This is a genomic window from Paenarthrobacter sp. NPDC057355 (assembly GCF_042667405.1).
GTDB lineage: Bacteria > Actinomycetota > Actinomycetes > Actinomycetales > Micrococcaceae > Arthrobacter.
Genome location: NZ_JBHVAL010000001.1, coordinates 755,140 through 768,205, shown reverse-complemented (window position 1 = coordinate 768,205; position 13,066 = coordinate 755,140). Strand labels below are relative to the sequence as shown.

Below are 13,066 nucleotides of genomic sequence, written 5' to 3'. Positions count from 1 at the left end.
TTATCCCAGTGGGCCGCCAGGACCATTGCCGTTAGCTCATTGCGGGCTCGTCCTCTTCCGTACGCACTGAGTCCAGTGACTCGCGCCGCCGAAGTACCCTGCCCAGTGCGACGCAGCAGAGGGCGGACAGGAACAAGGGGACTGCGAACAGATAGAAGATGGTAACCGGCGGTATCCCGGCAGCGATCAGATATCCCACCAGAATCGGCGCGACGATGGAGACCAGGCGTCCAACCCCGATCATCCAGCCGAACCCTGATGCCCGTGCCTTCGCGGAATACAAAGGGGGGACAATCGTGTAGTAGCCGGCCACGCCTGCGTTGGTGAGCATTCCGACGAGTGTTGCAATGGCCAAGGCCAGACCTGTGGCGCCGAACGAGCCGGCAAAGGCGATGTAGGCGAAGCCGGCAACCACCAGGCAGATGGCATTCAGGAGGCGACTCTTGACCCAGGTCGAAAGAACGCCGAATCCCAGGGCGCCTACGATGCCGCCAGTGCTGACGAGAATTCCAGCGGTGACACCGAGCTGGTTGTCACCTGCTGCTTCGGCCATAATTTTGGGGGTCCACGTGTTGGCGAAGTAGAACGCTGCAATAAGGAACGCGTACCCGGTCCACATAAGCAGCGTCTTACCCAGCATCCTGGAACCGAAGACCTCTCTGAAGACATTCTCGGAATTTTCCCGCAGGGAGGGGGCAGCTGGAAGCTCCATGAGCTGGGGGCGGCCCATCCTGTCAAGAATCCTGTTAATCGCCGGAAGCGAACGTTCGTTGCCTTTCTCGGCCAGGTATTCAAGGGATTCCGGCAGGAGGAACCAGCTGGCAACCAGCATTGCGACGCTGATAACTGCACCGAATGCGAAAGCCGCCCGCCATCCGTAGGAGGCAATCAACGACCCCGCGATAACACCGCCGACAGCTCCGCCGATCGGGTATCCCGCAGAGAATATTCCCATGGCCAGGCCACGCCGGCGGTCCGAGGAGTATTCGGAAACAAGGACGCTGAGATTGGCAATCATGCCGCCGATGCCCACCCCGGTGAAAACCCTGTAGGCGATCAGCTGCGGGACATCCGCTGCCGTCACGGACAAGATCATGCCAACCGAAATAATCGACAATGCAACCAGGGTCAGGTTCCTGCGCCCTATCCTGTCCGCGAGGGGCGTCAACAGGATGGAGCCGGCCGACATGCCGAACAGCCCGGCACTGAGGAGGTAGCCCAACTCGATGGGCGGTACTTTCCATTCGGCAGAAAGGGTCGGGGCTGTGAATGACATGACCAGGACGTCGAAGCCGTCGATCATGATGAGGATAAGGCAGATAGTCACTGTCACTATCTGAAAGCGACTCATGGGTGAGTTCTTGATCTCACTCTTTACGTCCACGGTAAACCTTTCTTGGAGATACTTCGTCGTATCGTGCCGTCCACCGTCGGGGCGTGGAGCGGATAGGGCATCGAGACGGTGCTGATGTCCGGGGTAACAGGGTTCAGGAAACGTCGATCGTCAGGACGGCCGGGGATCCTTGTGTCTTGGCGGGGAGGGGAGAGTTGACAGCGCGGGAAACGCAGCAGCACATCTTCTCGGTCGCATGCTGTTGTCGCTCGCTGTAGAACACGTCACGGTGATCGAGGGTGCCCTGGAGATCCAGGATCCGCACTTCGCACAGCCCGCATTCGCCTTTGCGGCAATCGAACATCATGTCGACGCCTGCTTCTTCGAGTGCCTCGAGCATGGAGCGTCCACGGCCAACGGTGGCTTCGACGCCCAGCCGCGGGATGTTGACGATGAACTCTTCGGGGTCGTACCACCCCGAGTTGCCAAACGTCTCGTAGCGCAGGTTGGGCAGGGAAAGGCCATGTTCTCCCCACGCGCGGCGCACGGCGTCCATGAGCCGGATCGGACCACACATGTAGAGCTCGGTCGTCGCGTCGAGCTCTCCCACCAGGCTGCGGACGTCCAGGCCGTTGCCTTCGTCATCGACATGAAGCCGGAGCCGGTCTCCGTGTGACTCCCGCAGCTCTTCCAGATACGCCATTGCGGCTCGGCTGCGCCCGACATAAATCACTGTGTAGTCGGCCTTGACGCTGCGAAGCACGGTGGCCATGTTCATGATGGCGGTAATGCCGATCCCGCCGGCCAGAAGCACGTATCGCTGCGCCCCGATCCGGAGAGGGAAGTTCTGCAGCGGCTGCGTCATGCGCAGCGTGTCGCCGGCCTGGAGCATATGCATGAAGACAGAGCCGCCTCGGGAAGCGGGGGCCTTCAAAACACTGATGACCAGGCGGGCACCATCCTCTGAGCACTCTACGACTGAATAGGAGCGCTTCTCCTGCGAGCCGTCAACCACGACCATAACGTCGACGTGGGATCCCGGTTCGGCGGGAATCGGCAGGGATGGCGCGAGTTCAATCCGCCTGATGCCTGCGGCCACATCGACCACTGCGGTGACTATTGCGGACTGCCAGACTTCGGTGTTGTTTGCTGCCATTGTCTTGTCTCCTCGAAGCCAGTGTTCTCAGAGCGCGGCGGCGGCCAGTCGGCCCTCGGCGTCGAGCATCCGCTCTATCATCCGGCGCACCCACATTCCTCCAGCGTCGATGTTGAGGCTGTAGAACTCGTAGTCGGGATTGGCGTCGATGGCTTCCTGCTGAGCGGTCAACATGGCTTCGTCCTCTGCAAAAACGCCGTCGACTCCGTCGCGCAATTGCGTGGTGATCAGCTGGCTGTCCAGGCAGTAGTTGCGCATGAAGGCCCAGAAATAGTGGCACGTCTTGTCGGTCTCCGGACTGATGGTGTTCATCACGTAGCCGTTCACGCCTTGGCTGCGGTCGCCTTCAGGGGCGCCGGAACCCGCCTTGGCGACGCCGACGTCGATCAGGATTGTCGATGGTGCCTCGTAGCGGATGATCTGCCACCGGTCGACCCGCCCGGTGAACCCTGGGAACTTGTCCCGCATGTTCTTGAGCCAGAAGGGCGGGGGCTCGATATCGAGCATCCACCGGGTAACGGTGACGGTCCGACCGTCATGGGTGACGACGAAATCCGACTCACTCAATTCCTCCTGGCCGATGCTGGAGGAGTGGACGAATTCCTCATGGGTGAGATCCATCAGGTTATCGAGTACCAGCTGGTAGTTGCACGGAGCGTAGATCAGTTGTCCGTCGCCGGCCCATTCCGGACTGTCCATCTGGTGCATGTCCGGGATGAGGTCAGGGTCCGCTTTTCCGGGATCGCCCAACCAGACCCAGACGAACCGGTACCGTTCGACCACGGGAAAGGAGGGGACAGTGGCGGAGGGATTGATGGTCTCCTGCGCAGGCATGGAAGTACAGCGGCCTGCGGAGTTGTACCGGATGCCGTGGTACGGACACTGGATCTCGTCCCGCCCCACCACCTTCCCCATGGACAGGGGTGCCAGCCGATGCCAGCAAGCATCGGCAAGAGCCACAGCTTTGCCATCCTCGGTGCGATAGAGGGCCAGCGGCCTGTTGGCAATGCGGCGTGCCATGGGTTTACGGGTCACCTCGTGATCCCAAGCGGCGACGTACCAGGCATTCACAGGATGCCCAAGAACCTTGCTGGTGGTGGAACTGCTGGACTGAAGCACAGTCATCGTTGACCTTTCGCAAAATTTCCAAATACACCCAACTATCTATGGCCATAGATGGTGGGGTGCGTCACACACTATCTATAGATATAGTGATTGGCAAGACCTTGAAAGGAACTTCTCATGAGTCTCCGCCACGCCATCCTGGCCTTGCTTTCGGTTGAGCCGATGACCGGATACGACCTCGCCAAACGCTTCGGGTCCTCCGTGGGCTTCGTGTGGCACGCCCCGGATTCCCAGATTTACCCGGAACTGCGCAAGATGGAAAAAGGCGGACTGCTCACGGCGGAGGAGGTTTCCTGGGGGCCGCGGGGCAAGAAGACGCAGTATCGGATCACCGAGGAGGGCAGGGATGTCTTCCGTGAGTGGATGTATTCACCGTTGGAGTACTCGCGTGAGCGTGACCCTGTTCACCTGAAGGCCGCCTACCTTGAATGGGTGGAACCGGAGGCTGCGAGGGACCACATGCGGGCGCATATCGACTATCACGCCATGCGTCGCGACCAGTGGCTGCTCATGATCGGGGAATTGAAGTCCGGCACCAATGAGATGTTGAACAAGCGATTGGCCGTAACTCCCAAGGCCGACCACCAGCGCACCATTGAATACAAGATCTTTACCTATGAAGGCCTCGTCGCTCGAGCTGAGACGGAGATTGAATGGGCGAAGCGAGGGCTCAAGCTCATAGACGACCTGGCGGAACCGGAAAAATCCACGCAATCCGGGCAGGAGTAGGATCGGGCCGGAACGGCTAGCTGGCAGGCGCGAGTGCCGGCAGCATGAATTCCCACATGTGTTCTATCCGCATCAGCACGTCCTCACGCCCGGTGAGCACGTTCGACACCATTTGGACGCCGGTGAAGGACGCCACCAGGTACCGGCTGAAAGCAGCCGGATCCAGATCCGGCCGCACTGTCCCCTCAGCCTTTGCTTCCTCGAGCAGCTGCTGTACCGTACCAATCCAGTCCTCGTACCGCCCCGAGACATCGGCCTGGAATGCCGAGGCTTCGAAGGTCAGCCGGATGCCTGCCTGGACGATTGGCTCATCGAGCAATTGCCGTCCGAACATCCTGCAGAGGCTGATGATTTTATCCAGTGCCGGGGTCTCCGAGCCGAGAATGGCTGACCCCGCCGCCAGGACAATGGAGTGCTGTTCCTCGATGACCGCCAGTGCGAGATCCCGCTTGGATGTGAAGTGGAAATACAGGGCCCCCTTCGTCACCGCGGCATTCCTGATGATGTCCGAGAGGCTCGCGTTTCCGTAGCCGGTGGCGGCAAAGACAGCGGCGGCGCCCTCGATGACGGCCAGCCGGGTTTCCTTCGCGCGTTGTTGCTGTGGCAAGGGTGGGCCTCTCAACCATAGGGGCAACGGAGGGTGGACCGCCGTCGAGACTTCACAACGCTACCACCGACATCATTGAAAACCGACTGGACGGTTTTGTTTTTCCATCGTCTGGATTCTAGACTTCTTACAGCGCATCCAATGGGAGGTTTCCGGGCGGCCGGTTTTGGGGGGAGGTGCGGTGGTTCGGTCCACGCACCTCGGCCGCGCGGGCCTCCCGGCGGATGGTCGGGAAGCGTGACAGAGCTCACCTTCAGGCGATTTCTCTTCCGCTGGGATTGTGGTTAGTATTGACGAGTTGCTTCGGCCGGAAGGGAAAAACTTCCAACTGAAGTCGGCAAATCCGGGGCTGTGGCGCAGCTGGTAGCGCACCTGCATGGCATGCAGGGGGTCAGGGGTTCGAGTCCCCTCAGCTCCACTCCGGAAAAAAGACCCCGCTCGTAAGAGCGGGGTCTTTTTGCTTTCGGCCATCTGGTCGCCTTCGTGCGGGAACTGCTATGTGAGGGCTTTGGCAAATTCAGCGCCACTGACGAATTCGATGCCCTGGAACGGCTGGTCGCCCACCACCCGCGCATTGTGTCCGGGAGGTATGGAGTAAGACGCGCCCGGGGAAATGCTGATCTTCGCGCCGTCGTTTGTCTCCACTTCCAAAGAACCGGAAACGCAGAATCCAACGTGGCTGAGCTGGCAGGAATCAGTTCCCACAGCCGGCTTGATGCAGTCGGCCCACGACCAGCCCGGATCAAAGGTCATGCGGGCGATGGTGTAATCTCCCACAGTGACAAGGTCCACCGCAGTTTTGTCCGCGTGGCGCGTTTCGTCGGGGGAGTTGTGGGACTTCACTTCAAGGTTCGTGACAACATTGACACTCATGGCTACTCGCAAAGGACTGGGAGCCGGATGACATGCAGTCGCGGCGCCTGGCTCCTGGGGTCACCGTGACATATGCCGGCCACCTTGGGAATCAACAGATGGTTCCACAGGAAGGTCAGGTGTTTGCGTGATGCACGCTTAAGCTTCCTCCGAAGCACTCATAAAGTCGATACGCCGGCTCCGCCCGGTGACCAAATAAGAAAGCGGGAACCTCAAAGTGACGGAGCTGGATCTGGAGAGCCTCTTTGGCGCCTTGAGCAGGTTTCCAGATGTTGAAGCTGACAACCTGCAGGCTTTCGACGCCACGGACAGGCTTCTGCTGGAAACCGCCGCGGATTTCAGCTCTGCCGATACCAGGATCGTCGTCATCGGCGACCGCTACGGTGCCTTGACGTTGGGCGCCCGGGTGAGGCTCGGCGTCGACCATGTCCGCGTCCACCAGGACCTCTTCACGGGGAGGCTGGCGCTGAAGCGCAACGTAGATGGGACCGGGGCGGCAGGACACTACAGCTCCCATGAGCTCGGAAAGGAGCTTCTGGAGGGTGCGGAGCTGGTGCTTCTGCAGTTGCCAAAGTCCTTGGCTGAGTTGGAGGAAATCGCCGACGCCGTTGCCCGGTTTGCTGCCCCGGGTGCTGTCCTGCTGGCCGGCGGACGCGTCAAGCACATGTCCGTAGGCATGAACAGCGTGCTGGCGAAGTACTTTTCGACGGTCCAACCCCAGCTGGCCCGGCAGAAGTCCCGGGTGTTGGTAGCGAGGGATGCGATACCGGTGCAAGCGCAGCCGCCCTTCCCCGTAGTCGAGGCCTTGCCTGAACTGGGCATCACCGTGAGCGCCCACGGTGCTGTTTTTTCCGGGGCCCGGCTGGACATCGGAACCCGCTTCCTGCTGACGTTCCTTGACCGCATGCCCCAGGCGCGGCGCATCGTGGACCTGGGGTGCGGTACAGGCATTCTCGCCACCATGGTGGCGAGGCGGCAGGTGCAGGCTGAAGTCATCGCCACCGACCAGTCAGCAGCGGCTGTCGCCTCGGCCCGCGGGACCGCGCTTGAGAATGGCCTCGCGGAACGCATCACAGTCCTCCACGATGATGCAATGTCCTCGCTCCCGCCCGGCAGCGCAGACCTCATCCTCTTGAACCCGCCGTTCCATTTGGGTGCCAGCGTGCACGCAGGTGCCGCACACAAGATGTTTGAGGCGGTCGCCCGCGTGCTGGCGCCGGGAGGGGAGCTGTGGACGGTGTATAACAGCCACTTGCAATACCGGTCCACGCTCGAACGGCTTATTGGACCGACTGTGGAAGAAGGCCGGAACCCGAAATTCACGGTGACGCGCAGCCGGAAGTCTTGAAATACCAGCCGTGCCGCGCCGCAGGGGCGCGGTCACATACAATTCAGTGTCATCGTTACCAAGCCCTGACATCGGTGCCAGCGTGTGCTCGTATCCGTGGGACCAGTGGTGCCGTACGATGCAGACACAGATCAAATTCGACGAAGATTTTCCGAATGACTAGGGGCATCAGTGACTGAGATCCGGCAGCCGACACCGAGGCGCGGAACCAACCTACCCCGCATGGGGGACTTCAACCTGACCGTCATTCTTGAGGCGATCCGGCGGTCTCCGGGCGGACTCAGCCGGGTGGAGCTGGCGCAGATCGTTGGGCTGTCACCGCAAACGATCTCGAACATTTCCCGGCGGCTCCTGGACCAGCAGCTCATCGTCGAAGCCGGCAAGGAAGGATCGGGTCCGGGGAAGCCGCGGACCATCCTGAGGTTGAACCCGGCGGGCATGTACGCGGTCGGAGTGCACCTGGACCCAGCCGTCATCACTTTTGTCGTCCTGGACCTGCTCGGGGATGTCGTCAAGCATTCCCGCTTGGCTACGCCCGCCGGTGACCCGGCCGAGGTGATCACCAGCATCGCCGCACAGATCGGGACATTGATTGAAGAGTCCGGTGTTGATGCAGCAAAGATTGCCGGCCTGGGTGTTGCTGTTCCCGGCCCGATCGACCTGGACGAAGGATCCGTGGTGGAACCGCCGCTCCTGACGGGCTGGGACAGGGTCCGGATCCGGGAGGCGTTGGCTGAGGCCACCGGCCTGGAGACGCTGGTGGACAAAGACGTAACCAGCGCGGCCGTGGCCGAGACATGGGCGGGTGGCGCCAGCGGTGCCGGAAGCTTTGTTTTCATGTACATGGGAACCGGCATCGGTTGCGGCATTGTGCTGAATGATGAAGTAGTACGCGGAACCTCCGGCAATGCCGGTGAAATTGGCCATATCATCGTTGACCCGGAGGGGCCGGCTTGTGATTGCGGCCTGCGCGGGTGCGTAAAGTCATCCTGTATCCCGCAAGTGCTGGTTGCAGAGGCCGAAGCCGCAGGTGTCCTGGGTGGGCACGGGCATGGGGCGGATGGCCCGGAAGTGCAGGAGCGCTTCGCGGAGCTGTGTGATAAAGCCGACGCGGGCGATCAACGCGCCATTGCCATTTTGGATAAGTCGGCCACGCTCGTGGCGCGCGCGGTTTCCGTGGTGACAAACACGCTGGACGTCGAACGGGTTGTCTTTGGTGGCCCTTTCTGGGGTCGCATGTCACCTTATTTCCTGGACCGCGTTCCCGGTCTCCTTGATGAAAACAACGCAGCCCGCATGATCCACGGACTCGAAGTCGTGGGTACCGGCGTCGGCGAAGATGTCGGCGCCATTGGTGCTGCCTGCCTTGTCCTGGAGCACATGCTTGCCCCCCGTGCCCAACGGCTCCTGCTGGAGGGCTGACCAAGGAGCACGATTGAGTGATTGGAACACCATGCGCCCAATGAAGACCATGCGCCCCAAGAAAATCGCCGTCGCATTTGCCGTTGCCGCTGTCCTCGTGGGAGTGACGTCGTGTTCAGCTACTCCGGATGCAGCCCAGGACAAGACCCTGAAGATCGTCTACCAAAAGACCGACGCCTTTACTGCGTTGGATTCGGTGATGCAGGATGCCAAGAGGGAGTTCGAGGCAGCCAATTCAGGGGTAACGGTGGACCTCCAGCCCATCCAGGCCAACGATGACGACTACGGGACCAAGTTGGCGTTGGCACAGCGTTCCCCGGACACGGCACCTGATGTTTTATATGAGGACACGTTCAAAGTGCGCTCGGATGTCGACGCCGGTTATTTGCTCAAGCTCGACAGTTACCTTGGCACATGGGATGAGTGGGGGCAGTTCAGCGAGGCCGCGAAGGCGGCCGGTCGAGCGGACGACGGCGGAATTTACGCAGTGCCGTTGGGGACAGACACCCGGGCCATTTGGTACAACAAGGCCGTCCTGGAGAAAGCAGGGATCCCCGTTCCATGGCAGCCACGGACTTGGGACGACATCCTGGCTATGGCCCGCAAGGTCAAGGCCGCCGATTCCTCCGTGATTCCCTTCACCATGTATGCCGGCAAAGGCACTGGTGAAGGCACCGTGATGCAGAGTTTCTATGAGCTGCTCTACGGCACGGACAGCACCCTGTACGACGAGGAGCAGAAGAAGTGGGTCCTCGGGTCCCAGGGCTTCACTGACTCCTTGGCCTTCCTGAAAACACTCTATGACGAGAAGCTCGCAGTCAGTCCTGCCGAAGCATTGGACCCCAATATCTGGAAAAAGGTATTCGGCGAGTGGTTCCCCCAAGGCAAACTGGCGGCCACCGTGGAAGGCTCTTACGCGCCGTCGTTCTGGAAGAAGGGCAGCGCCTACGAGTGGGCGGGCTATGAGCAGGACATGGCGGTTGCAGGCTTTCCCACCCAAAAGGGACAGGAACCAGGCAGCGTCAGCATGTCCGGTGGTTGGACCTTGGCGGTAGGGGCGAAGTCCAAGCACCCGGAGCTTTCCTTCAAGTTCCTCGCCACCGCGCTGAACAAGAAGAACGCCCTTGCGTACGACATCAACAACTCCCAAATCGCCGTCAGGACTGACGTGGCCGCAGACGCCGGATATCTTGCCGCCAATCCGTTCGTGAAGGACGTGTCCGATTTGGTGGAGGTGACGCACTACCGGCCAGCCACCGCCGACTATCCGAGGATTTCCACCGCGGTACAAGAGGCCACGGAATCAGTCATCACCGGCAGGCTAAGTCCCCAGGATGCCGCTGCGGAATACGATGCCACTGTCCGCAGGCTGGTGGGTGAGGACAAGGTCCTGCAAAAATGAACATTCGCCGCCATTTGCGGCTCCTGCCGGTAGCTCCTGCAATCGTGCTCCTGCTGGTGTTCCTTCTCGCCCCTGTGGCGTGGTCCTTTTACGCTTCATTCACCGACGCTGCTTTGTCCGGAAGGGGAGCCAGGGATCCGCAATGGGTAGGAACAGGGAACTACGTGCGGATGTTTACCGACGACTCCTTTCCAGCGGCGACATGGCTCACTGTGGTTTTCGTTGCTGCGTCCGCCGTGCTTGGGCAGAACGTTCTTGGTGTCCTGATCGCGTTGCTCATGACGCGCTCGCGCAAGATCGTGGCGGACTGGGTCGGTACAGCTGTGGTGGCCGCTTGGGTGCTGCCCGAGATCGTGGCGGCGTTCGCGGCATACGCCTATTTCAATCGCGACGGAACACTGAACCAGATACTTGAAATGCTGGGGACCCACGGCTTGGATTGGCTGTATTCGTTCCCGCTGGTCGCCATCATCCTGGCCAATACCTGGCGCGGAACCGCCTTTTCCATGCTGGTGTACCGGGCGGCACTGGCCGAGGTACCGCAGGACGTAGCCGAAGCTGCCGTCATGGACGGTGCCAGGGGATGGCAGCGGCTCGTGTTCATCACACTGCCACTGATCCGAAACAGCATCGCTACCAACCTGATGCTGATCACCCTCCAGACGCTGGCTGTGTTCACCCTCATTTGGGTGATGACGGCCGGTGGGCCGGCCAATGCCAGCACCACCTTGCCTGTCCTGGCCTACCAGGAAGCGTTCAAATTCGGTGACATTGGGTACGGTACCGCGGTGGCCTCGGTGCTGATCCTGCTGGGAATGGTGTTCGGTGCCGTCTACGTCCGACTTCTGCGGGAGCGGCGTACATGAGGCGCTCCCGTGCCAAGTTGGGTGCGGACATCGCCTTGGCGCTGATTGGCCTGTGCTTTGTGGTGCCGCTTCTGTGGTTGCTGCTGGCCGCCGTCGACCCCCAAGCGGGGTACCAGACCAAGGTGCCGTCGACGCCGTCGATGATCAACTTCGCCGCCGTTATGACGCCGGAGCTGTTGGGTCGCCCATTACTCAACAGTCTCGTGCTGTCCACCGGTACTGCCTTGGTGAATGTCCTGGTGGCCGTCCTGGCCGCCTACCCGTTATCGAGGTACCAATCCCGGTTCAACAAGCCCTTCATGTACACGGTTCTCTTCGGCACATCACTGCCGGTGACAGCCATCATGGTCCCCGTCTACGGCCTCTTCGTTCAATTGCAGCTCCTGGACTCCATGGCCGCCACTGTCTTCTTCATGGCCACCACCACCTTGCCGATGGCGATTTGGATGGCCAAAAGCTTCATGGACGCAGTTCCCCTGGAACTGGAAGAAGCGGCCTGGATGGACGGGGCATCCGGCATGGTGACGCTGCGGACCGTTGTGCTGCCCCTCATGCGGCAGGGCCTCGCAGTGGTGTTCATCTTTGTTTTCATCCAGGCTTGGGGAAACTTCTTCGTTCCCTTCATCCTTCTGCTGTCCACCGGAAAGCAACCCGCCGCAGTGTCCATCTTCGGTTTCTTCGGCCAGCACGGCGCCATTGCCTATGGGCAACTGGCTGCGTTCTCCATCCTCTATTCCATCCCGGTGCTGGTGCTCTACGCGGTGGTGTCCCGGGGCATGGGAAACTCGTTTGCGTTGTCCGGCGCCATGAAGGGCTGACGCGCAGAGGGTGCAACAGGACGGGTCAGTCGATATCTTCGACGATTTCGCCGTAGGGGATGGACTCATCCAAGTGGGCCTGATGTCCGGTTGGACCCCTGTTGAAGGTGATACGGACGCCGTGCCGCTGGTCCGCTGCGGACTGGAGGAGAACGGGGCGTACGGCGTCGATGACGTGCTGATCCTGGGATGCAAGGTAGTTCTGATAGGCGGCTGGTAGCTGATGCATGGCAAAAGGATAGACCTCAGGGGTCTCCATGGGGAGGGGTACCCATTGCGGGCCGGTTCCAGGCCCGTTTGGATAGAGTGGCCGATGCAGGCGGAAACAACAGCCCACCGCCTGCGGCACGACTCATAACGCCAGCGAGGGGACCCGAGTGCAGCAGATCACAGCCATGGCCGGAATCGATGCACCTGACATGGCGCGGGCCCAGCAATTGGTGGGCAGCATCGTCCGCAGCTTCGAGAACAAGGTAGTGGGCCAGGCGCGGCTGCGGGAGACGCTGCTGATTGGGCTGCTCACCGGGGGCCATGTGCTGCTGGAAAGTGTTCCCGGACTCGCCAAGACAACGGCGGCCCAAGCCATTGCCGAATCCGTCAGTGCCGACTTCCGCCGGATCCAGTGCACCCCGGACCTGCTTCCCAGCGACATTGCGGGTACCCAGATTTTCGACGCCGCCAAAGGCACCTTCGTCACCCAGCTGGGGCCGGTCCATGCCAACATCGTGTTGTTGGATGAGATCAACCGGTCCAGTGCAAAAACGCAAAGCGCCATGTTGGAAGCCATGCAGGAACGCCAGACGTCCATCGGCGGCGAATCCTATCCCTTGCCGCAGCCGTTCCTGGTGCTGGCTACCCAGAATCCCATAGAGCAAGAGGGCACATACCGCCTGCCCGAAGCGCAGATGGACAGGTTCATGCTCAAGGATGTCCTGGACTACCCCAGTCCTGCTGAGGAAGCCGAGGTCATCAGGCGGATCGACGCCGGGGTCTTCGGCGCCGGGCAGAAGCCGCCGGCCGCTGCCTCCCTCGATGCCGTGGTGCAGGTCCAGGAACTCGTGCGTCGGGTCTATATCGACCCCGCCATCGTGCGCTACATCGTGGGCCTTGCCTACGTCACCCGGAACGCCGGGCAGTACCTGGAGCCACATCTGGCCAGCCTTGTCGAATTCGGGGCGAGCCCCCGGGCCAGCATCGCCTTCAGCCAGGCGGCACGGGCCTTGGCACTGCTCAACGGCCGCGACCACGTCATCCCGGAAGATGTGAAAGACCTGGCACACCGGGTTCTTCGCCACCGCATCATCCTTGGCTTCGACGCCGTCGTGGAGGGCGTTTCCGTGGAGACAGTCATCGATGCCGTGCTGGCGTCCGTCCAGACGCCGTAGAG

At 61.1% G+C, this 13,066-nt stretch carries 13 protein-coding genes and 1 tRNA gene; 8 read left to right on the top strand and 6 right to left on the bottom strand.

Annotated features, from left to right (window positions below; all coding sequences use genetic code 11):
• Window positions 1–31: 31 nt before the first annotated feature.
• The 3 genes from ACFUOZ_RS03530 to ACFUOZ_RS03520 form a co-directional block, all read right to left on the bottom strand.
• On the bottom strand, window positions 32–1,351 hold the full coding sequence (locus ACFUOZ_RS03530) for an MFS transporter (protein ID WP_377544821.1): 1,320 nt from the start codon (window positions 1,349–1,351) through the stop codon (window positions 32–34).
• Between the two features lie 136 nt (window positions 1,352–1,487).
• Window positions 1,488–2,489 carry a PDR/VanB family oxidoreductase gene (locus tag ACFUOZ_RS03525; RefSeq protein ID WP_377544819.1) on the bottom strand — a complete coding sequence of 334 codons (1,002 nt, stop codon included), beginning with the start codon at window positions 2,487–2,489 and terminating at the stop codon, window positions 1,488–1,490.
• Between the two features lie 27 nt (window positions 2,490–2,516).
• Entirely contained in the window at window positions 2,517–3,614 is a 1,098-nt protein-coding gene (locus ACFUOZ_RS03520; protein ID WP_377544817.1) for an aromatic ring-hydroxylating dioxygenase subunit alpha, read from the bottom strand.
• 117 nt (window positions 3,615–3,731) lie between these two features.
• On the opposite strand from ACFUOZ_RS03520, the gene ACFUOZ_RS03515 reads away from it, so the two are divergent.
• A complete protein-coding gene (locus tag ACFUOZ_RS03515) occupies window positions 3,732–4,343 on the top strand; it encodes a helix-turn-helix transcriptional regulator (protein ID WP_377544815.1) in 612 nt (203 codons plus the stop codon).
• 16 nt (window positions 4,344–4,359) lie between these two features.
• Here the strand turns inward: ACFUOZ_RS03515 and ACFUOZ_RS03510 are convergent, their stop codons facing one another.
• A complete protein-coding gene (locus tag ACFUOZ_RS03510) occupies window positions 4,360–4,950 on the bottom strand; it encodes a ScbR family autoregulator-binding transcription factor (RefSeq protein ID WP_377544813.1) in 591 nt (196 codons plus the stop codon).
• A gap of 345 nt (window positions 4,951–5,295) precedes the next feature.
• Here ACFUOZ_RS03510 and ACFUOZ_RS03505 point away from each other — a divergent pair.
• A tRNA-Ala gene (locus ACFUOZ_RS03505) sits at window positions 5,296–5,368 on the top strand.
• 77 nt (window positions 5,369–5,445) lie between these two features.
• Here ACFUOZ_RS03505 and ACFUOZ_RS03500 read toward each other — a convergent pair.
• The gene (locus tag ACFUOZ_RS03500; protein ID WP_377544811.1) at window positions 5,446–5,823 is read right to left on the bottom strand and encodes a cupin domain-containing protein; all 378 of its coding nucleotides are present in this window, start codon (window positions 5,821–5,823) and stop codon (window positions 5,446–5,448) included.
• Between the two features lie 217 nt (window positions 5,824–6,040).
• Between ACFUOZ_RS03500 and ACFUOZ_RS03495 the strand changes: the two genes are divergently transcribed.
• The 5 genes from ACFUOZ_RS03495 to ACFUOZ_RS03475 all read left to right on the top strand — a co-directional run bounded on the left by ACFUOZ_RS03495 (window position 6,041) and on the right by ACFUOZ_RS03475 (window position 11,679).
• Entirely contained in the window at window positions 6,041–7,171 is a 1,131-nt protein-coding gene (locus tag ACFUOZ_RS03495; RefSeq protein ID WP_377544809.1) for a class I SAM-dependent methyltransferase, read from the top strand.
• Between the two features lie 171 nt (window positions 7,172–7,342).
• Complete coding sequence (locus tag ACFUOZ_RS03490) at window positions 7,343–8,593, top strand: ROK family transcriptional regulator (protein ID WP_377544807.1); 1,251 nt, start codon at window positions 7,343–7,345, stop codon at window positions 8,591–8,593.
• 31 nt (window positions 8,594–8,624) lie between these two features.
• Window positions 8,625–9,995, top strand: coding sequence for an extracellular solute-binding protein (locus tag ACFUOZ_RS03485; protein ID WP_377544976.1), 1,371 nt, complete (start codon window positions 8,625–8,627; stop codon window positions 9,993–9,995).
• Complete coding sequence (locus ACFUOZ_RS03480; RefSeq protein WP_377544805.1) at window positions 9,992–10,861, top strand: carbohydrate ABC transporter permease; 870 nt, start codon at window positions 9,992–9,994, stop codon at window positions 10,859–10,861. Before ACFUOZ_RS03485 ends, ACFUOZ_RS03480 begins: the two co-directional genes overlap by 4 nt.
• A complete protein-coding gene (locus ACFUOZ_RS03475) occupies window positions 10,858–11,679 on the top strand; it encodes a carbohydrate ABC transporter permease (protein ID WP_377544803.1) in 822 nt (273 codons plus the stop codon). Before ACFUOZ_RS03480 ends, ACFUOZ_RS03475 begins: the two co-directional genes overlap by 4 nt.
• Before the next feature lie 25 nt (window positions 11,680–11,704).
• Here the strand turns inward: ACFUOZ_RS03475 and ACFUOZ_RS03470 are convergent, their stop codons facing one another.
• Window positions 11,705–11,908, bottom strand: coding sequence for a hypothetical protein (locus ACFUOZ_RS03470; RefSeq protein ID WP_377544801.1), 204 nt, complete (start codon window positions 11,906–11,908; stop codon window positions 11,705–11,707).
• 148 nt (window positions 11,909–12,056) lie between these two features.
• On the opposite strand from ACFUOZ_RS03470, the gene ACFUOZ_RS03465 reads away from it, so the two are divergent.
• A complete protein-coding gene (locus ACFUOZ_RS03465; protein ID WP_377544799.1) occupies window positions 12,057–13,064 on the top strand; it encodes an AAA family ATPase in 1,008 nt (335 codons plus the stop codon).
• Window positions 13,065–13,066: the final 2 nt, after the last annotated feature.